Annotated in this window: 25 protein-coding genes and 1 tRNA gene; 10 read left to right on the top strand and 16 right to left on the bottom strand. The window is 61.5% G+C overall.

What is annotated here, in order from left to right; genetic code table 11:
* The 4 genes from R3D65_RS18755 to R3D65_RS18740 all read left to right on the top strand — a co-directional run.
* Nucleotides 1-755 (top strand): ImmA/IrrE family metallo-endopeptidase (locus R3D65_RS18755; RefSeq protein WP_371276828.1); only part of this gene is annotated, 755 nt, incomplete at its 5' end.
* 119 nt (nt 756-874) lie between these two features.
* On the top strand, nt 875-1,189 hold the full coding sequence (locus R3D65_RS18750) for a DUF1778 domain-containing protein (RefSeq protein WP_075995188.1): 315 nt from the start codon (nt 875-877) through the stop codon (nt 1,187-1,189).
* Nucleotides 1,179-1,727 (top strand): GNAT family N-acetyltransferase, encoded by a 549-nt coding sequence (locus R3D65_RS18745; RefSeq protein ID WP_075995187.1) that lies wholly within the window; start codon nt 1,179-1,181, stop codon nt 1,725-1,727. The genes R3D65_RS18750 and R3D65_RS18745 overlap by 11 nt, the downstream gene beginning before the upstream one ends.
* A 3-nt stretch (nt 1,728-1,730) precedes the next feature.
* On the top strand, nt 1,731-2,540 hold the full coding sequence (locus R3D65_RS18740; protein ID WP_075995186.1) for a hypothetical protein: 810 nt from the start codon (nt 1,731-1,733) through the stop codon (nt 2,538-2,540).
* Between the two features lie 154 nt (nt 2,541-2,694).
* Here the strand turns inward: R3D65_RS18740 and R3D65_RS18735 are convergent.
* The 8 genes from R3D65_RS18735 to hisB form a co-directional block, all read right to left on the bottom strand.
* Nucleotides 2,695-2,771 (bottom strand) — tRNA-Arg (locus tag R3D65_RS18735).
* 112 nt (nt 2,772-2,883) lie between these two features.
* Nucleotides 2,884-3,843: a type I pantothenate kinase gene (gene coaA, locus R3D65_RS18730; protein WP_371276825.1), complete on the bottom strand. Its 960-nt coding sequence runs from the start codon at nt 3,841-3,843 to the stop codon at nt 2,884-2,886.
* A 45-nt stretch (nt 3,844-3,888) separates the two neighbouring features.
* Nucleotides 3,889-4,209, bottom strand: coding sequence for a phosphoribosyl-ATP diphosphatase (locus tag R3D65_RS18725; protein WP_371276824.1), 321 nt, complete (start codon nt 4,207-4,209; stop codon nt 3,889-3,891).
* A gap of 16 nt (nt 4,210-4,225) precedes the next feature.
* On the bottom strand, nt 4,226-5,008 hold the full coding sequence (gene hisF / locus R3D65_RS18720; protein WP_371276823.1) for an imidazole glycerol phosphate synthase subunit HisF: 783 nt from the start codon (nt 5,006-5,008) through the stop codon (nt 4,226-4,228).
* 174 nt (nt 5,009-5,182) lie between these two features.
* Nucleotides 5,183-5,953 (bottom strand): 1-(5-phosphoribosyl)-5-[(5-phosphoribosylamino)methylideneamino]imidazole-4-carboxamide isomerase, encoded by a 771-nt coding sequence (hisA, locus tag R3D65_RS18715; protein WP_371276859.1) that lies wholly within the window; start codon nt 5,951-5,953, stop codon nt 5,183-5,185.
* Between the two features lie 128 nt (nt 5,954-6,081).
* Nucleotides 6,082-6,732, bottom strand: coding sequence for an imidazole glycerol phosphate synthase subunit HisH (gene hisH / locus R3D65_RS18710; RefSeq protein ID WP_371276821.1), 651 nt, complete (start codon nt 6,730-6,732; stop codon nt 6,082-6,084).
* Entirely contained in the window at nt 6,732-7,205 is a 474-nt protein-coding gene (locus tag R3D65_RS18705; protein ID WP_371276819.1) for a DUF2628 domain-containing protein, read from the bottom strand. The genes hisH and R3D65_RS18705 overlap by 1 nt, the downstream gene beginning before the upstream one ends.
* 4 nt (nt 7,206-7,209) lie before the next feature.
* The gene (hisB, locus tag R3D65_RS18700) at nt 7,210-7,809 is read right to left on the bottom strand and encodes an imidazoleglycerol-phosphate dehydratase HisB (RefSeq protein WP_371276817.1); all 600 of its coding nucleotides are present in this window, start codon (nt 7,807-7,809) and stop codon (nt 7,210-7,212) included.
* A gap of 246 nt (nt 7,810-8,055) precedes the next feature.
* Between hisB and hslV the strand changes: the two genes are divergently transcribed.
* The 4 genes from hslV to R3D65_RS18680 all read left to right on the top strand — a co-directional run bounded on the left by hslV (nt 8,056) and on the right by R3D65_RS18680 (nt 12,204).
* Entirely contained in the window at nt 8,056-8,616 is a 561-nt protein-coding gene (hslV, locus tag R3D65_RS18695) for an ATP-dependent protease subunit HslV (RefSeq protein WP_371276815.1), read from the top strand.
* A gap of 137 nt (nt 8,617-8,753) precedes the next feature.
* Nucleotides 8,754-9,812 (top strand): hypothetical protein, encoded by a 1,059-nt coding sequence (locus R3D65_RS18690; protein ID WP_371276813.1) that lies wholly within the window; start codon nt 8,754-8,756, stop codon nt 9,810-9,812.
* A 3-nt stretch (nt 9,813-9,815) separates the two neighbouring features.
* On the top strand, nt 9,816-11,123 hold the full coding sequence (gene hslU / locus R3D65_RS18685) for an ATP-dependent protease ATPase subunit HslU (RefSeq protein WP_371276812.1): 1,308 nt from the start codon (nt 9,816-9,818) through the stop codon (nt 11,121-11,123).
* Nucleotides 11,124-11,238: 115 nt separating this feature from the next.
* Complete coding sequence (locus tag R3D65_RS18680) at nt 11,239-12,204, top strand: DUF1402 family protein (protein WP_371276811.1); 966 nt, start codon at nt 11,239-11,241, stop codon at nt 12,202-12,204.
* 13 nt (nt 12,205-12,217) lie between these two features.
* Here the strand turns inward: R3D65_RS18680 and R3D65_RS18675 are convergent, their stop codons facing one another.
* From R3D65_RS18675 to R3D65_RS18660, 4 genes are read right to left on the bottom strand one after another with little or no spacing between them, the layout of a single operon-like run.
* On the bottom strand, nt 12,218-12,583 hold the full coding sequence (locus tag R3D65_RS18675) for a helix-turn-helix domain-containing protein (RefSeq protein WP_371276810.1): 366 nt from the start codon (nt 12,581-12,583) through the stop codon (nt 12,218-12,220).
* Entirely contained in the window at nt 12,580-13,128 is a 549-nt protein-coding gene (locus R3D65_RS18670) for a Smr/MutS family protein (RefSeq protein ID WP_371276809.1), read from the bottom strand. Before R3D65_RS18670 ends, R3D65_RS18675 begins: the two co-directional genes overlap by 4 nt.
* Nucleotides 13,125-14,228 carry a murein transglycosylase A gene (locus R3D65_RS18665; protein ID WP_371276808.1) on the bottom strand — a complete coding sequence of 368 codons (1,104 nt, stop codon included), beginning with the start codon at nt 14,226-14,228 and terminating at the stop codon, nt 13,125-13,127. Before R3D65_RS18665 ends, R3D65_RS18670 begins: the two co-directional genes overlap by 4 nt.
* Nucleotides 14,229-14,251: 23 nt before the next feature.
* Nucleotides 14,252-14,956 (bottom strand): Tim44/TimA family putative adaptor protein, encoded by a 705-nt coding sequence (locus R3D65_RS18660; protein ID WP_371276857.1) that lies wholly within the window; start codon nt 14,954-14,956, stop codon nt 14,252-14,254.
* A 130-nt stretch (nt 14,957-15,086) separates the two neighbouring features.
* Here R3D65_RS18660 and R3D65_RS18655 point away from each other — a divergent pair, with 130 nt between their 5' ends.
* The gene (locus R3D65_RS18655; RefSeq protein ID WP_371276807.1) at nt 15,087-15,611 is read left to right on the top strand and encodes an FxsA family protein; all 525 of its coding nucleotides are present in this window, start codon (nt 15,087-15,089) and stop codon (nt 15,609-15,611) included.
* A gap of 120 nt (nt 15,612-15,731) precedes the next feature.
* The gene (gene secB, locus R3D65_RS18650) at nt 15,732-16,232 is read left to right on the top strand and encodes a protein-export chaperone SecB (protein ID WP_371276805.1); all 501 of its coding nucleotides are present in this window, start codon (nt 15,732-15,734) and stop codon (nt 16,230-16,232) included.
* 71 nt (nt 16,233-16,303) lie between these two features.
* Here secB and dnaQ read toward each other — a convergent pair whose 3' ends face one another.
* The 4 genes from dnaQ to R3D65_RS18630 all read right to left on the bottom strand — a co-directional run bounded on the left by dnaQ (nt 16,304) and on the right by R3D65_RS18630 (nt 19,149).
* Complete coding sequence (gene dnaQ / locus R3D65_RS18645) at nt 16,304-17,023, bottom strand: DNA polymerase III subunit epsilon (protein WP_371276804.1); 720 nt, start codon at nt 17,021-17,023, stop codon at nt 16,304-16,306.
* An 89-nt stretch (nt 17,024-17,112) separates the two neighbouring features.
* Nucleotides 17,113-17,706, bottom strand: a complete 594-nt coding sequence (gene coaE / locus R3D65_RS18640; protein ID WP_371276803.1) for a dephospho-CoA kinase — start codon at nt 17,704-17,706, stop codon at nt 17,113-17,115.
* Nucleotides 17,703-18,557: a shikimate dehydrogenase gene (locus R3D65_RS18635; protein WP_371276802.1), complete on the bottom strand. Its 855-nt coding sequence runs from the start codon at nt 18,555-18,557 to the stop codon at nt 17,703-17,705. Before R3D65_RS18635 ends, coaE begins: the two co-directional genes overlap by 4 nt.
* The gene (locus R3D65_RS18630; RefSeq protein WP_371276801.1) at nt 18,550-19,149 is read right to left on the bottom strand and encodes a Maf-like protein; all 600 of its coding nucleotides are present in this window, start codon (nt 19,147-19,149) and stop codon (nt 18,550-18,552) included. The genes R3D65_RS18635 and R3D65_RS18630 overlap by 8 nt, the downstream gene beginning before the upstream one ends.
* Nucleotides 19,150-19,176 lie beyond the last annotated feature (27 nt).

The following is a 19,176-nucleotide window of genomic DNA, read 5'->3' as shown; positions in this document are numbered from 1 at the left end:
AGCTTGGGTTCGATATTAGTTTGGATGGTGTGGGTGAATTTCTCAACGCTTCGTTCGGACAAAACCACGTCCCAAGGCTGAATAGGAAAACACGCACGCAGCGAGCGAGTGGAAAAACCGACGTTAATGCATTGCTCATTTGGCAAGCGGCGGTTCTTCAAAAAGCGATGCGCAAACCACCAATTGGCGAGTTTTCAAGGACCGCAATTGACAAGAAATTCTTGCGTTGCATTGCGCAACTCAGCACACATCCACAGGGGCCGCGTATAGCCGTCGAGGAGCTGTCAAAGAACGGTATCATCGTTGTGGTTTTACCGCTATTGCCAGGCACGTTTTTAGATGGCGCCATTATGCTCCTGAACGGTAAGACACCGGTTATTGGATTGACCTTGCGCCACGACAGGATCGATAATTTTTGGTTTACGCTGCTTCACGAATTGGCCCATCTCGTGGAGCATTACCAAATTCTTTCGTCGACAGACCACGTGTTTTTCGATGAACTGGATATCGAAACCGATGACGAAATCGAGGCGCAAGCTGACAAACTTGCCAAGAACAGTCTAGTGCCATCGAAGTTCGCCAAGATTTGTAAGAAAAAGTTTGCGCGGACGGAGGAAGTCGAGGAAGTAAGCCAACAGGCGGGTGTACACGTGTCAATCGTTGCTGGTCGCTGGCAGAAAGAGAACAGTGACTACAAGAAATTTTCGCGTTTGATCGAAAGGAACACGGTGCGCGAGATGTTGCGAAACGCTTAAGTTTTGTCGTACGGCTAATTCCCGTACACTTGACATGTACGCCTATCTCCCGTACATAGGTGGAGGTTCACTTTAACCTGAGTGTTCGGGTTGGCCCTAACGCCGGAAAGGAGGCAATCATGTTAGCATTTGAAGATGCGACAGTTTCAGTCGATGAGCCGAAGAGTGCTCGCCTTGAGGCACGCACGCAGCCGTCTGTAAAAGATACGATCAACCGTGCAGCAACACTGAACGGCGTCGATGTCAGTTCTTTTATCGTGAGCGCTGCTTACAGCGCTGCCCAATCGACGATTGAAGCACACAAAGTGACGGTCCTTGAAAGCAAGGCGGATAGAGAAGCATTCTTCAATGCGCTCGATAATCCTCCGAAGCCAACCAAGCGACTGCAAGAAGCGTTTGCAATTCGCAAGAAGCTGATTGCGAATGCCGACTGATACGGAAAAACAAGTACCATTCAAAATTCAGCCGTTCGATCCAAAGACACATGATCGGGCGGCTTTTTCTTGTGGCGTCCCACAAATCGACAATTACCTAAAGCTGACGGCGAAAAAGGGTGCCAAAGCAGATGTCGTTCGCATATGGGTCGTTATTGACGCTGAGAACCAGATTGTAGGTTTTTACGGCATCAACATGCATGCGGTCGATGTCAAGGAGATGCCTGCTTCCTACAAAAAGAAAGCTATGAAGCATGGACTGCTTCCTGCGGCGTTCATAGCCATGATCGGCGTCGATGAGAAGCATCAGGGCAATGGCTTGGGAAGTGCACTGGTGGCTGACGCACTCGACAGGATTGCACGCGCCTCGGAGGAAATTGGAACCTGCGTGGTCATGTTGGACGTATTTGATGATGGAAATGTAGACGCTGTCACCCGTCGCAAGAACTACTATGAGAGCTTCGGATTCATCCCCCTTCCAGATCAGCCGCTTCGGCTCTTCATGCCCATAGCAACCGCTAGGGAAGCGTCAGGATAGATAATGGATCGCGATGAATTCTTTGACGATGACTATGTGGCGGATCAGGAGTCGAGTTTCAGGCCGCACACCGACATCACGTCGCACGAATTGACGTCAGCGCTTCATTCATTGGCTTTGCTTCGCGATGACATGTATCTCGGCCTGCAGGTGACGAACCTGGCGGTGGTCGATCAGTTCATCATGAACCTCGAGCATCACACGCTTCAGGAATACTTTCAGACGGATAAGACCCCTCCGACCACAATGTTTCTTAATGCTCAGTCGCAGATGTGGATCTTTGCAGCCTACGAGCTCCTGAGGACCTGGAGGGCACGAGCGAAGGACATCATCAAACTGGCGAACAATGGAGGCTTGGAACTCAAGGCAGCGAGCTTAGAAGAAGATCAGGGGTATCTTCACGCCGGTCGTGAGATGCGTGCAAAGCAATTGAGGCAGATTGCTGCCGATCCATCGATCATCGAGACGATAAAAATTGACCTTCGCCGAGCGCATATTCCTTTTTCGAGACTTGAACACCTCAGAGTATCCTTTGCCAAACATGAAGTGCGTGGGCGAAACAACTCGATCGCCTACGCGCCAGGCTACGGCCGTATCAACATGATGAATGGCTCGCTTCAGTATCAACTAGAAAATGGGCCGGTCATTCTCGACACCATCAGCAGACGTGATGTTGCTGACGAACTACGTGCGCTGAATGATCAGAGTAACATTCCAACCGTCGAGGATCTTGCAAGCTTCGATGAGTTCATGCGGGCATCCTTGTCGAAAGAGGAACTTGAAGCGATACGCGCGGACAGTTCGGAGTTCTAATTCGCAATCTCGGTCAATCTAACGAGCACCGAAATTATGGATCAACATGCATAGTCTTGGAGAAATTCTGCTTCCGTATTGCTTCCGTGCGCACCCGAAGGGTCAACTAGCAAATTGTATTGCGCTCATAAATAATTGATTTTGAAGAGAATTTTGGCGCACCCGACAGGATTCGAACCTGTGACCTCTGCCTTCGGAGGGCAGCGCTCTATCCAGCTGAGCTACGGGTGCACAGCAGGGATCACCTGCGACGCACGCTCTTCTAACCCATGCCTTCGCCCGCATCAATGCGGAAAAACGGCGGGCAGTCTCTTTGCCCGCAATCCGGGCGGGCAGGAACCGGTCAAAGCTTGCGCAGCGCCACTTCCCGGATCAGGTGGTCGGCGCCCTTGCGCAGGATCAGGTCGGCGCGCGGCCTTGTCGGCAGGATATTCTCGCGCAGGTTCCGGGCGTTGATATTGGCCCACAGCCCTTCAGCGATCGCGCGGGCCGCTTCGGCCGGCAATTGGGAATAGCGGTGGAAGAAGGATTGCGGATTGGTGAACGCTGTCTTTCGCAACCGCATGAAGCGATCGACATACCAGGCGTGGATCAGGTCTTCGTCCGCATCGATATAGATCGAGAAGTCGAAGAAATCCGAAACGAACGGCACCGCCTTGCCATCATGCGGAAGGTCACGGACCTGAAGCACGTTGATCCCCTCGAAAATGAGGATGTCCGGCCGGTCGACGATCTGCTCCTCACCCTCGAGAACGTCGTAGGTGAGGTGCGAGTAGAGCGGCGCCTTGACATTGGAGCGGCCCGACTTGATGTCGGACAGGAAGCGCAGCAGGGCGCCAACGTCATAGCTGTCCGGGAATCCCTTGCGGTCCATGAGGTTCTGGCGGCGCAGTTCTGCATTGGGCAGCAGGAAACCGTCGGTCGTCACCAGATCGACCTTGGGGCTTGACGGCCAGCGGCGCAACAATTCCTTCAGGATGCGCGCCGTCGTCGACTTGCCGACGGCCACCGAACCGGCAATGCCGATGATGAAGGGCGTCTTCACCGCATCATCCACGTTGAGGAATTCCTTGCGCTGGCGGAACAGGAGCTGGCTGGCCTCGACATGGGCCGAGAGCAACCGCGACAGGGCAAGGTAGATGCGGCGAACCTCCTGCAGGTCGACAGGATCGTTCATCGAGCGAAGACGTTCAACCTCATCGGCTGTCAGCGTCAGCGGTGTGTCGGCGCGGAACTCCGCCCAGCGTTCAGCCGTGAAAAACCGGTAGGGCGAGTAGATCTCGGAAGCGTTTAGCTGGTCCATCGATCGTTTCCGTCCCCTTCCCGTGAGCCCGACAACCGGCCCCTGCTACCCGTTGCGGGCAGCCTTTTCCTCAATCCCGGAGCGGCCTGTCCGGCTTTCCAGCTCGGCCATGACCTCTTCCAGTGAAATGCCGGCCAGCGCCAGCACCACAAGCCAATGATAGAGAAGATCGGCGCTTTCGGAAATCAGACCTTCGCGATCCTGCGCTACCGCCGCGATCACCGACTCGACCGCTTCCTCGCCCATTTTCTGCGCCGCTTTCGGCATGCCCCTGGCAAACAGCTTCGCAGTCCAGGAATTGCCGTCGCCGGAGCGGGCGCGCTCGGCAACGATCTTCTCGAGGTCAGCAAGGGTGAAGTTGGTCATCGGCTCTTCCTCGCGCTCACTCATGTGGGTCCAGCCGCATGGGCAGGCCGGCGCGGGCCATGTAATCCTTGGCCTCGCCGATCGTGTAGGTTCCGAAATGAAAGATGGAAGCGGCCAGCACAGCCGTGGCATGGCCGTCTCGAATGCCTTCGACCATATGGTCGAGATTGCCGACGCCACCGGAAGCGATGACCGGAACATGCACGGCATCGGCGATGGTGCGGGTCAGCGCGATATCGTAGCCGGCCTTGGTGCCGTCGCGGTCCATCGAGGTCAAGAGGATCTCGCCGGCCCCCCTGTCCACGACAAGCCGGGCGAATTCCACCGCGTCGATGCCGGTCGGCGTGCGGCCGCCATGGGTGAAGATCTCCCAGCGGTCGGGCTCACCGCCTGCCGACACCTTCTTGGCGTCGATCGCCACGACAATGCACTGGTCGCCAAACTTGTCCGCCGCCTCGGCGACGAAATCCGGATTCTTCACGGCAGCCGTATTGATCGAGACCTTGTCGGCGCCCGCCAGCAACAGCTTGCGGATATCGGCCACCGCACGCACGCCGCCGCCCACTGTCAGGGGCATGAAGCATTGTTCTGCCGTGCGGGCCACGACATCGAAGATCGTGTCCCGGTTCTCGTGACTCGCGGTGATGTCGAGAAAGGTCAGTTCATCGGCACCGGCGGCATCATAGGCCTTGGCCGCTTCCACCGGATCACCCGCATCGATGAGATCGACGAAGTTGACTCCCTTGACGACGCGGCCATCCTTCACATCCAGACAAGGAATTACACGGGCTTTCAGCATGGGATGGCCGCCTTTCCGGTTCTGCACGTCCTTGCGGCTGCGCCGCTGCGGGCGCGCGGCCAATCCTTCACATTCAGACACGGAATAACGCGGGCCTTCAGCATGGGATCTGCCCTTTTCTGTATGAGCGACTCATCGCCCCCTGCGCGGAACCGGGCATGAGCACAACAGGTTTCACTGGCGTTCCTCCGGGTCCTCGAAGGCGGCCGCTTCGACCTTGACCGTTCCGCGAAGCACGCCCAGCGCTTCGGCCGGATCGATACGGCCATCATACAGGGCGCGGCCGGATATGGCGCCTTCCAGGCGTGCGGCATCCGGCATGGTCATGCGCACGATATCCGCGATGGATGCCAGACCGCCCGAGGCGATCACGGGAATGGACACGGCATTGGCCAGGTCAATGGTCGATTCCCAGTTGATGCCGGTGAGGACACCATCACGGTCGATGTCGGTGTAGATGATGGCGGCAACCCCGGCGCCTTCAAATTTCCTGGCCAGTTCGACGACGCCCAGCGACGAGGCTTCCGCCCAGCCTTCGACCGCAACCTTGCCACCCTTGGCATCAATGCCCACGGCAATCCGGCCCGGAAAAAGGCGGCATGCCTCCTTGACCAGATCAGGATCGCGCACGGCCACCGTGCCGAGAATGACGCGGGCGAGGCCTTTTTCCAGCCAGGCTTCGATATGGGCCAGCGTGCGGATGCCGCCACCAAGCTGTACCGGGTTCCTCGTGGCCGCGAGGATCTTCTCCACAGCGGCGCCATTGACGCTTTCGCCGGCAAAGGCGCCGTTCAGGTCAACAACGTGGAGCCATTCGAAACCGGCATCCTCGAAGGCTTTCGCCTGGGCGCCCGGATCGTCGTTATAGACCGTTGCGCTATCCATCTCGCCCAGCCTGAGGCGAACGCATTGGCCATCCTTCAAATCAATGGCGGGGAAGAGAATCCTAGACAAGGCCAATGCCCTTTCCGATTTGCGCGCCCTCACGGCCTGGCCGCTGCGGGCGGCGCGGGGGGCCATCCTTCAGATTAATGGCGGGGAAGAGAAGGTCTGACATGCGATACTGTACGCTCTCAGGGCTTCCATTTCAGGAAATTGGCAATAAGGGCGAGGCCCAGTTTCTGGCTCTTTTCCGGGTGGAACTGCGTGCCAGCCTTGTTCCCGTGGGCGACGGCAGCGGTCACATCGCCGCCATATTCGGTGACGGCCAGCACATCGTCCGGGTTCCTGGCATCCAGGAAATAGGAATGAACGAAATAGGCATGCAGGCCCTGCTCGCCGGTCGGGATGCCGTCGAAAAGCGGATGGGAATGTTTCACGTGAATCGTGTTCCAGCCGATCTGCGGAATCTTGAGTTCCGGATCCGACGGCGTCATCAGCCGCACATCGCCCTCTATCCATCCGAAACCCGGGGTAACCATTTTTTCCAGCCCGCGGGACGACATGAGCTGCATGCCGACGCAAATACCCAGAAAGGGCCGGCCTTTGTCCTCGACGGCCTCGTTAATGGCCGCGTGCATGCCCGGCACGGCGTCCAGCCCCTTCTTGCAGTCGGCATAGGCGCCGACACCCGGCAGCACGATGCGGTCCGCCGTGCGCACACGGCCGGCATCGGCGGTCAGGTCGATCTCGGCGGTGATACCGGCCTCGCGCGCGGCGCGCTCGAAAGCCTTGGTGGCCGAGCGCAGATTGCCCGAGCCGTAGTCGATGATGGCGACGCGCATCAGCGTGCTCCCGGATAGTCGATGAGGCCAAGCCCTTCGGGCGACGCAGCCGCCCGGCGGGACGCTGGTCGGGGCGGCAAGGGCGGCGGCATGTTCCCCGCTTGCGCTGTCGAGGCCGTGCCGTGAAACCAGCGCAATTCCGCATCGCGCCAGCTTGCCGCTTCCACCACGCCTGCCGAACGCCAGCCGCGCCTTTCCATGCCGGCGATCCGCAGCCCCCGCGCCTCGAACCCGGCGAAAAGCATGACAAGAAAGGTTACCGCGGCAGCGGCACCGCCAAAGCCCGCAACATCCCCCAATGCGCCGATACCCATCACCAGTGCCAGTGCAACGGCCGCCTCGACCCAGAGCCTGTGCCAGGCAAACCAGACCGGTGGAGCGAGGAATGCGAAAAAGGCAAAGCTGTCGCGGATGAAGCGGGCCTGTTCGCCCCCCCTGTCCGCCGGCGGTTCCATGACAACGAAAGAGGCCATCGGCTCAGCCTTTCAGCGATCCCTTGGTCGACGGGACGGCATTGGACTGGCGCGGATCGATCTCAAGCGCGGTGCGCAGTACCCGCGCCACGGCCTTGAAGCAGGTTTCAGCGATATGGTGATTGTTGACGCCATATTCGTTTTTCACATGCAGCGTGATGCCCGCATGCTGCGACAGCGCCTGAAAGAATTCGCGAACAAGCTCCGTGTCAAATGTGCCGATCTTGGGCGCGGAGAAAGCGACGTTCCAGACAAGGAAAGGCCGGCCCGACACATCCACGCCCGCCGTCGTCATGGTTTCGTCCATGACAAGGTTGAGAGAGGCGTAACGGGTGATGCCGCGCCGTTCACCCAATGCCTGCGCAAGGGCCTGACCCAGGGCGATTCCCGTATCCTCGACCGTGTGATGATCATCGATGTGGAGATCACCGTCTGCGCGCACCGTCATGTCGATCAACGAATGGCGGGAAAGCTGCTCCAGCATGTGATCGAAAAAGCCAACGCCGGTCTTGATGTCGTGCCTGCCCGTGCCGTCGATGGCAATGGAGACGTCAATCGCGGTTTCGTTGGTCTTGCGCGAAACGCTGGCGCTGCGGGCGGTCATGTCTGGTCTTCCCGTTGAACTCGTGCCTGCCTTCTAGCAGCAGGCGGCAGGATTGGAAAGTTGCTTGGCGGCCGCCTTCGTTCGCCAAACGCCGATGCCGGTTTGCATTCATTGACCGGTTGCATACATAGACGGTTCAGACGGGCACGGTTCAGACGGGCACGGTTCAGACGGGCACGGTCCAGACAGGCACGGTCCAGACAGGACAGGCCGCCGAAGCGCGGCAGGCAAACGGAGTTTCGATCCATGGGCGATAACAGCATGCACGCGACGACCATCGTCACCGTGCGCAAGGGCGGCAAGGTGGTGATCGCCGGCGATGGCCAGGTGACCATGGGACAGGCGGTGGTGATGAAGGGCAATGCCCGCAAGGTGCGCCGCATCGGCAAGGACCAGGACGTCATCTGCGGTTTCGCGGGCGCGACGGCCGATGCGTTCACGCTGCTGGAGCGGCTGGAAGCCAAGCTGGAACAATATCCCGGCCAGTTGATGCGCTCCTGCGTGGAGCTTGCCAAGGACTGGCGCACCGACAAGTATTTGCGCCAACTGGAAGCCATGATGCTGGTGGCCAACAAGGATGTGAGCCTGGCGGTCACCGGCAATGGCGACGTGCTGGAGCCGGAACTGGGCGTGATGGCCATCGGATCGGGCGGCAATTACGCGCTGGCCGCGGCACGGGCCCTTTATGACGTGGAGGAGGACCCGGAGGTGATCGCACGCAAGGCGATGCAGATTGCCGCCGATATCTGCGTCTACACCAATCACAACGTCGTGGTTGAAACGCTCGACGCCGGCCCGGCCCGGTAACCCTGCTGGCCGCGCCGGCCTCCCGCCGGCAAGACAAGAGGAATACGGTCCTGATTTCCCACGAGACCCTCGAACGCGCGGTCGAACGCGGCATCCTGACGGCGTCGCAACGGGATGCGGTTCTGGCGCTGGACACCATGCCGCCGCTTCCCCCCGACCTTGCCGGTGACGAGAACCTGCGCCTGATCGGCGGCGGAAACGACCTGTTCGTCACGGTTGGTATCGGCATGCTGTTTGCCGGCCTGCTTTTCTCCATGCAGGCCATGCCGGGGCTTGGCCCCGTCGCCGGCGCGGCGATCACGGCACTGCTGGTCTGGGGCGTGGCGGAATTCGTGACGCGGCAGAAAAGGATGCGGCTGGCCAGCACCGTGCTGGGCCTCGGTTTCGTCGCCGCCATAGCCGTCATCCTCGGCGAACATGCCATGTCGCAGGCGGGGCTAGAAGCGGGCGAGAACAGCATGCTGGCCCTGTTCGCGCTGCGGGCCAGGGCCGGATGGCTCGGCAGTCTCGCCGCGGGCGGTGTCGCTGCGGCGGCGGCGCTCTATTTCTGGCGGTTTCGCGTTCCCATCATGGCTGCGGTCTTCGCATTGGCCGCAACCGCGCTGGCCTTTCTCTGGTCCGCGCTGGTCCTTTATGACGGTGTGACCAGCGGTCAGGTGGCGCTGCCGGCTGCCGAACAGCTTCCGCTGGTGATGGAACGGGCGCTGCTGATGCCGCTTGCCTGCGGCATCGCCGTCTTTCTCGTCGCCGTGGCGCTCGACCTGCACGACCGGGAGCGGCGCACGATCTGGTCCGATTGCGCCTTCTGGCTGCATGTCGTCTCCGCGCCCATGCTGGTGCATCCGCTCTTCATCCTGGCAACCGGCCAGGCGACTGCCGTGGGCGACATCGAACCGGGCATGGGCGCGGCCATCTCGCTTGCCCTGCTCATCGCCGGTTTCGTCTATGTCGCGCTGGCCATCGACCGGCGCTCGCTGCTGGTGCCGACCTTTGCCTATTTCGGGTCGCTCGGCGTCTATTACCTGTTCGACCGGACGGCCAACGCCACGGGCATCCCGCCCTTCGCGCTCATCCTGCTGATGATCGGCGCGCTGGTGATCATGTTCGGCGCCGGCTGGCAGCGTATCCGCGGCTTGACCGTCGGGACCACGCTTCCCACATCGGTGCTGGCAAAACTTCCTCCCATCAAAGTGTAGGCCATGACCAATTATTCCCCCCGCGAGATCGTCTCGGAACTCGACCGCTACATCATCGGACAGAAGGAAGCGAAGCGGGCCGTCGCCATTGCGCTGCGCAACCGCTGGCGCCGGCAGCAGCTTGAAAGCCCGATGCGCGAGGAGGTGAATCCCAAGAACATCCTGATGATCGGCCCGACAGGCGTCGGCAAGACGGAAATTTCGCGGCGGCTCGCCAAGCTGGCCGGGGCGCCCTTCATCAAGGTGGAAGCAACCAAGTTCACCGAGGTGGGCTATGTGGGGCGCGACGTGGAGCAGATCGTGCGCGACCTCGTGGAATCGGCGATCGCGCTGGTGCGCGACCGCAAGCGGGCGGAGGTGAAGGCCAAGGCGGAGCTCAATGCCGAGGAACGCGTGCTCGACGCGCTTGTGGGCAAGACGGCCAGCCCGGCTACCCGGGATTCCTTCCGCCGAAAGCTGCGCAACAACGAACTCAGCGACAAGGAAATCGAGATCGAGGTGGCCGATGGCGGGATGCCGGGCGGTTTCGAGATTCCAGGCATGCCGGGCGCGAATATAGGGGTTCTCAACATCAACGACCTGCTCGGCAAGGCGATGGGCGGCGGCCGCACCAAGACGCGGCGGACAACGGTGGCCGAAAGCTACGGATTTCTCATCAACGACGAATCCGACAAGTTGCTGGACATGGACCAGGTGACACAGGAGGCCCTGCTTTCGGCCGAAAACGACGGAATCGTGTTCCTGGATGAAATCGACAAGATTGCCACGCGGGAAGGCGGGCATGGAGCGGGCGTGTCACGCGAAGGGGTGCAGCGCGACCTGCTGCCGCTGATCGAAGGCACGACGGTCGCCACGAAACACGGCCCGGTGAAAACCGATCACATCCTGTTCATCGCTTCGGGCGCCTTCCACGTTTCCAAGCCGTCCGACCTGCTGCCCGAATTGCAGGGACGCCTGCCGATCCGCGTGGAACTGAGAGCATTGGAAAAGGAGGACTTCCGTCGCATCCTTACCGAAACCGAGGCCAGCCTCATCAAGCAGTACACGGCGCTGATGGGCACCGAGGGCGTGAATCTCTCATTTACCGACGATGCCATCGATGCGCTGGCCGGCATTGCCGTCGATCTCAACGCCACGGTGGAAAATATCGGCGCGCGGCGCCTTCAGACCGTCATGGAACGGGTGCTGGACGAAATATCCTATACGGCACCCGACCGGGATGGCGAAGACATGGTCATCGATGCGCCCTATGTTCACGCCAATGTCGGAGATCTGGCAAAGAACACCGATCTGTCCCGCTACATCCTGTAACCGGCGACACACTCCGGCATCATCTTTGCCCTTAGTTCAGGGCCAGGCATATCGACTTGACCGGCCCGACCGATTATTGAAACCCCGTCTTCCATCAGGACGCCTGCTTGCCGCCATGTTTCGCCAGACCGCCCTCGCCCTGCTCCTTTCCAGCGCCATTGCGGCGGCGGCAACGGCTGCGCCGGTTGTCGACGTGCCTGCGGGCAACCGGCACAGCGAGCAGCCCGACATCCCCGGCGGTTCGGCAAGACGGACGAAGGCGCTGAAGACAACCTTCGACGCCAAGTACCGCAAGATCCTGGCGCTGCTGCAATCGGATGAAGGCCTGCGCGGGGCCATTCGCGAAACGGCGAAGGAATACGGCATCGACCCGATGCATATCGTGGGCGCGATTGTCGGCGAACACACCTACAACGTGGATGCCTATGACCGGCTTCAAAGCTATTACATCAAGGCGCTGTCCTATGTGAATTCGAGCTTCCGCTTCGAACACGGCGGAGAAGATGTCGAGGATTTCATCGAACGCCCGCAATTCAGCGAGTGCAATGCCCTGACCGGCAGCTACGACCAGTGGACCTGCCGCGAGGCCGTCTGGAACAGGATCTTTCGCGGGCGCGCCGTCGATGGCACGACCTGGCCGAACGACCGGTTCTCGGCGGTCTTCTTCCAGCCCTTCTATGCGGGCCAGACCTTCGGACTGGGCCAGCTCAACCCGCTGACGGCGCTGGAAATGAGCGACATGGTGCACGAGGTCTCCGGTTACCGGCGGCTGGATCACAGAAATCCGCAAGCGGTCTACCGGACAATCATGGACCCGGACATGTCGCTTGCCTATGTCGCGGCGGTGATTGCCAAATCGATCGAGGCCTATCGCGATATCGCCGGTTTCGACATTTCCGGCAATCCGGGCGTCACGGCGACACTCTACAATCTCGGCAATCCGGAAGAGCGCGCCCAGGCGCTCAAGGCGGAGAACGGCAAGCGCCTTGCCGAGGGCAAGGCGCCGCGCATGCCGGAGGAAAACTATTACGGATGGCTGGTCAATGACCGGCTGGAGGAACTCAAGGCGCTTTTCCGCTAGGGCCTGCCGTCACTCATTCATCGCGGGCAAGCGCATCGAGCATCCGGTCCAGCGCTTCCAGACCCTCGGCATCGAGCCGGGAAATGTCGCGAGCCAGCCTGTTTGCCAATGCCGTGGCTGCCGGAGACAGGCCCGCGGTGTCGATGGTCACCCTGGGATCCGACATGCCGGCCAGTTCGGCGAATTCGTCCGCCTCATCCCAGATGACATTGAAATAGCCGATGATGCGCTGCAACAGAGCCCAGGTGGGCTGGCCGCGACGGCCATGTTCCAATGCGGAAAGATAGGCTGGCGAAACGCCGATGGCCGCCGCCATTTCCTTTTGCGTCACGCCCCTGGCAGCGCGCATGTCCCTGAGCTTCTTGCCGAAAGGCGTCATCCTCCCCTCCCCGGCTTGCGCCTGATGCGGATGTAGAGCGCGCCCTCGCCGCCATGGCGGCGCGATGCCACATCATGGCCGCTGACCAGTGCGCGAAAGGGTGGCGTCGACAGCCAGGCGGGCACCGACCTGGCCAGCACGCCTTCCGAGCCGAAGGAAGCGCCCTTGCCGGTGATCACCAGGACATGACGAAGGCCGCGTGCATGGGCATGGGCCAGAAAGGACAGCAGGAGGGCATGGGCCTCGGCCTGAAACATGCCGTGCAGGTCGATCCGCGCCTCGATGGGTATGCGTCCCTTCTCGATCTTGCGCCGCTGCGGCCTGTCAAAGGATGGCGCCGGCGGCCTGGGAGGCTCGGCAGGCGGCGGATTCTGGCGAAAGGCATCGGCCTGGCGGACGATGCGGGGCGGCCGGTCCGCGTCGGGCGGGGTTTCCACCAGCCAGTCCTCCAGCACCTTCTTGTCCTTCAATGGCGTGGTGCTGCGCGCCACCCTGCCCCAGAGGATCCGCTCCTCGGCATTCAGCTTGCGATCCCGCGCGCTCACGATGCCGCCCCCGCGGGTGTGACGCCCTTTGGAACGAGAAACCAGAAGTCGGCCGGCGCCCTGACAGCCCCGGCGATCTGCCCGGCCTCATCTCCGGTGCCGGTGAAAATATCGGCGCGCGCCGGACCGACAATCGCGGAGCCCGTATCCTGCCCGATCATCAGGCGGGAAAACGGCCGGCCGAAAGCCGTGGCATCCGGCATGTCGATGAAGACCGGGGTAGCGAAACAATGCAGCTTGCGGTCCAGCGCCACGGACCGGCCCGGCGAAAGCTGGACATGGCCGGCAGCAACCGGGCCGAGGGCCGGGTCGCCAAGAGGGTTCTCACGAAAGAAAATGAAGGACCGGTTCGACCAGACCAGCGCATCGCGGCGATGCGGATTGCGCTTCAACCAGTCGCGAATGGCCTGCATCGAGATGGTGGCGGCATCCAGTTCCCCGGTCTCCACCAGAAGACGCCCGATGGCGGTGAAGGGGTGGCCGGACTTGGCGGCGAAGCCGATGCGCATCTTCGTGCCATCGGTCATCGACAGCCGCGCCGACCCCTGCACATGAATGAAGAAGACGTCGTCGGGATCCTCAAGCCATGCCAGTTCGAGCCCGCGGCCGTCCAGGGCACCGGTCTCGATGGCTTGGCGATCCGGATGCTCCACAAGGCCCAGGTCCGTCCGTCGTGCCCATTCAAACGCGGGAGCGAGGCCGGGGGCAGGATTTCCGGCGGGTATTTTCACCAGATCCTCGGGCTGACGGTAGAGGGGAAAGCGGAACCGGTCCGTCTTCACAAAGGACGCTTCGGCTTCAGGCTCGTAATAGGCGGTGACGAAGCCTGAGCCGGGATGTTCGCCGTACCGCCAGGCAGAAAAGTGGCTTTCGAAAAAGCGCCGCGCGGCCTGTGGCCCGGCAGCAGTGAGGACGCGGGCCGCGGCAAAGGCCGGTTGAAGCGAGGCGAAGCCGATACCCAGCGCGCCGTCTTTCCACCTCCGCTCGCCGGCCTTCATGGCCGATTGGCGGAAAGCGGAAAAGGCCGCCGCGTGATCATCGGCAGCCCAACCCGGAATATCGGAGAAATCCGCCGGCAGGAATGCAGGCTGCCCGATCATGCCACCATTCCCACGAGGCGCGCCTATTCCTCTTCGGTCGCGACGAGTTTCCAGTTGGGATCGCGCGAACGCAAATCACGGGCAAAGGTCCAGATATCCGTGCCCTCCGTCACCGATTCCGGATCGCCGTCGATGACCTCGCCGCTGGCGTCCATCGTTGCCGAGATCATTTCGGAAACGATGCGCAGCGTGACCATGGCATCGTTGCCCCGCACCTCGGCATTGACGATTTCAGCGCGCGAAATGCCGACGAAGGAAGAGCGCATGCTCTCGCCGGCCTTTTCCCGCGCGGTGATCGCGAGATCGAAGCCCTCGAACACATCGCGCGACAGCAGGTTGCGCAAGGTCTTCCGGTCGCCCTCGGCATAGGCCGTGACAATCATTTCATAGGCCATCTTGGCGCCGTCGACAAAGCCCTTGGGATCAAAGCCCGGATCGGCATCCCTGATCTGACGCAGGCCCTTGTTGAGGGGCGTTCCCTTCTCGGCAATCACGTCGACGGGGGCGTAGAACTCGTCATTGCCTTCCCCGTCGCCCTTCTTCTTGCGGCGCGGCAGGGCAACCACATTGTCGTCGGCGGGCGGCTGGTTCTCAAGCCGGCCTTCGGTGTAGGGATCGAAAGGCGGCCGCTCATTGCCCGTGCGGCGGCCGAGCACAGAACGCAGCTGATAGATGATCACCACCGCAGTGATCAGGAAAAAGACCGTTCCGAAATCGAGATACTGCATCGTGCCTGCCATCATATCCGGCCATCGGGCCGGGAACCGTTTATCAAAAGCGACTACCGCTCATATAGAACGCCGGTGCCACGCATTCAAATGCGTTGTCCGCCTTCCTATATTGCAGGTAACACTATCAGTGTCCCGACCGGATATCACCCTCATCGAGAGAGGCGCCACACGGCCAATGCCCTTCAGTCTCATCCCGTTTGTTCTTCTTGTCATTCCGCTGGCCGAGATTGCCGCCTTCGTGGTGATCGGCGGGCAGATCGGCGTGTTCGCCACACTGGCCATGATCGTGGTCACGGCCATCATCGGCTCCATACTCCTGCGCGTCCAGGGGTTCTCGCTCATCACCCGGATTCAGGCCGAGACGGATGCAGGGCGCATTCCCGGCCGCGAACTCGTTCACGGTGTCATGATCCTGATCGCCGGTGTGCTTCTGCTGACCCCCGGCTTCATCACCGACACGCTCGGCTTCCTGCTCTTCGTTCCGGCGTTGCGCGACCTTGGCTGGACGCTGGTCAGGAACCGCATAACGGTGGTATCGGCCGGAGGGTTCAGCGGGCGGCAGGCCTGGCGCGGCGAGGGCCGCCGCACCATCGACCTTGGCGAGGACGAATACCGCGACGAGGACACGCATGAGGGACATGACCGCCGCTGAACGGGCGAGAAGCCGGTTTCACTTGTCATGCCGGAACGGTCATGATAGCCAGCCTGCGATTTTTCCGTGCAGAAAACACTTTGCCTGCACGCCGACCTGAACCTGACAAGGAACCGAAGAATGAGCGATACCCAATCTGGCGCCGCAGGCAATGGACAGAACCAGCAGCAGCCGGTCCTCAATGTCCTGACCCAGTACATCAAGGACCTCTCCTTCGAGAATCCGAATGCGCCGCAGTCGCTTCAGAACCAGGGCAACAAGAGCCCCGGCATCAACATCAATGTCAACGTCAATGCCAATCCGCTTTCCGAGCAGGAATTCGACGTTGTCCTGACGCTGAACACGAAGGCGGAAATGGACGGAAAGACGCTGTTCAATGTCGAACTCGTCTATGGCGGCATTTTCCGCGTCGCCGGTTTCCCGCAGGAGCACATGCTGCCGATCCTGTTCATCGAATGCCCGCGCCTGCTGTTCCCCTTCGCGCGCCAGATCATTTCCGACGCCACGCGCAATGGCGGTTACCCGCCGCTGATGCTGGAGCCGATCGATTTCGCCGCAATGTTCCAGCAGCGCATGGCGGAAGAACGCACCCGCGCCGAGAACGCGAACCAGAACAACTGACGCGCCCGCGTTTCACGTGAATCATCGACGGACCCGGCGTCGTTTTGCTGCGCCGGGTTTTTCATGCCCGTTCAATGCCCGGGCATTCGGGATCCGAAGCCCAGCCGGGTCCACAGGGCCTTTTCGCCCAGGCGCACGACAAGCGCTTCATGCGCACGAATGTCCTCGTCCGAAAGCCGTGGCGGCAAGGGCTCGCTCCGCTCCGGCAGCACGACCGCCACGCGATCCGTTCCGTCCCGGTCTTCTCCTCCGCCCGATTCGGTCAGCCGCAGGGCGGCCTGCTTGCCGCCAGCCAGTTCGATATAGACTTCTGCCAGCAATTCCGAGTCGAGCAAGGCGCCGTGCTTTGTGCGGTGCGAATTGTCGATGCCATAGCGGCGGCACAGCGCATCCAGCGAATTCGGTCCCATTGGGTGCTTGCGCCGCGCGATCGCCAGGGTATCGACGACCAGCGCCGGGTCGAAGGGGGGCAGCGAGAGGCGCGCCAGCTCGGCGTTGATGAAACCCATGTCGAAGCTGGCATTGTGGGCCACCAGCCGGGCATCGGAGAAGAAGGCGAGGAACTCTTCGACGATCGCCGAAAAGACCGGCTTGTCGGCGAGATCCTGATTCGAGATCCCGTGAACGGCCAATGCTTCCGGGTGAACCTCCCGACCTTCGGGGTTGATGTAGACGTGAAACGTCCGGCCGGTGGGGAAACGGTCGACCAGTTCGACGCCGCCGATCTCGATCACCCGGTCCGCCTGGTTATCGAGACCCGTTGTTTCCGTGTCGAAGATGATCTCGCGCATGTTGCCCGTCCCGAATTGGTGATTCGCCGCTTGCGTCCAGTTTCAGGAACCGCCGGAACGGCACAAGGGCCGGTCAGCGCAGCCGGGCTTCAATCCACCGCTGGTTCGCTCAATGCCGCGATGACATCGCGTACCTGCGCCCGTGCCGCTTCAAGGCCATGGCCCGTATCGATGACGAAATCCGCGTTGGCCCGCTTTTGCGCATCGGGCACCTGCCGGGCCAGGATGGCCTCGAATTTTTCTTCCGTCATGCCCGCGCGCTCCAGGACGCGCGTGCGCTGAACCGCGGCATCAGCCGAAACCACGATGACGGCGTCGACCCGCTTGTCTCCACCCGTTTCGAACAGCAGCGGGATGTCGAGAATGACAAATGGTGCGCCCTGCCCGCGTGCCGTGTCGAGAAAGGCCGCTTCCTCGGCACGGACGAGCGGATGAACGATGGATTCCAGTTTCTTCATCGCTTCGCCATTGCCGATGACGGCCTTGCCCAGGCGATCCCGGTCAACCGTTCCGTCCACCACCGTGCCCGGAAAGGCCGCTTCGATGAGCGGCGCGGCGCGGCCGGCATAGAGCCGGTGCACCGTGGCGTCGGCATCATGAACGGGTATGCCCGCCTCGGCGAACATGGTCGCAGTCGTGCTCTTGCCCATCCCGATCGAGCCAGTCAGACCAACGATCTTCATGCGTCCTCGTCCTCCGTGACGCCCATGGTTTCAAGGACAATCCGGCGCAACTGCGCGGTGACTTCGGGACGTGTGCCGAACCAGCGCTCGAACCCCGGCACGGCCTGATGCAGCAGCATGCCCAGTCCGTCGACCGTCGCCAAGCCGCGATCGCGCGCCGCCGAGAGGAAGGGTGTCATCAATGGCGTGTAGACGATGTCGGTGGCCAGGCAGTCGTCGCGAACCATGGAGAAATCGAAGACATGGCCTGTCGTGCCCTCCATGCCCAGCGTCGTGGTGTTGACCACCAGCGAAGCGTCTTCGAGTTCGCGGGCCATGTCGGCGAATCCGGATGCCGTGACGTTCCGGCCGAAATGCGCGGCCAGTTCCTCGGCGCGCGCCAATGTGCGGTTGACCAGTGCAACGCGATCGTAGCCGCGCTCCAGCAGCGAATCCACGATGGCCCGTGCGCCCCCGCCCGCCCCGATCACCGTCGCCTTGCCACCCGTGTCCCAACCCGGCGCGCGCTGGTCGAGATTGGCGACAAAGCCGTAGCCGTCGGTATTGTCGCCATGGGGGGTTCCGTTCTCCAGCCAGACAGTGTTGACCGCACCGATCCGCTGCGCCGTGTCCGTGAGTTTTTCCAGGGCGCGGAAAACGTCTTCCTTGTGCGGAACGGTCACGTTGCACCCGGCAAGTCCGGCGCCGGCCAAACGGGCGACAAAGGCGGCAGCCTCGCCGGCGGGTACATGAATCGCGTCGTAGCGGCCGGCAATGCCGTAGGTTTCAAGCCAGTGCCGGTGGATGACGGGCGAGCGCGAATGCTTGATCGGGTCGCCGATCACCCCTGCCCTGATGACATGCTCAGCCATCGATCTCCTCCATTTCGCGCAACTGGCGCAACAACGGCAACAGGGGCAATCCCATGATGGTGAATGTATCGCCCTCGATGGTCTCGAAGAGCTGGATGCCGACACCTTCGATCTGGTAGGCGCCGACGCTGGAAAGAACCGTATCGCCAGCCTGCGACAGATGCCGGCCGACAAAGCCCGGATCGAGGCTCCGCATCGTGAGACTGGCCACGGAAACATGGCGCCAGACGGTTTCGCCGTCCCTTGCCAGGGCGATTGCCGCGTTAAGTTGATGGGTCTTGCCCGACAGAAGCAACAGCCGCTTGCGGGCCTCCTCCATCGTGTCAACCTTGTGAAGGACCTCGTCGCCCAGAGACAGGGTCTGAACCGAGCCGATGACCAGCGCGCCGGGATAACGGCCCGAAACCTCCATCGCCTTCGCTTCGGCCAGTACAAGCGCGATATCCTCCGGCGAGCCGCCGGCACGGGCGAGCGGGGCCTCGACTGCGCGTTCATCGATTTCGGCGGGAACGGCCCTGAACGAGATGCCGGCATTTTCCAGGAGCTGGCGGCGGAAGGGGCTGGCGGATGCCAGGACGAGATCGGCGGGCATGGGTATCGGGTATCCTTCGAACACCGG

Source organism: Zhengella sp. (assembly GCF_041397485.1).
In the GTDB taxonomy this organism is placed as follows: Bacteria; Pseudomonadota; Alphaproteobacteria; order Rhizobiales; family Rhizobiaceae; genus Zhengella.
Note: the sequence above shows the minus strand (reverse complement) of the source record. Positions and strands in the feature narration are given on the sequence as shown.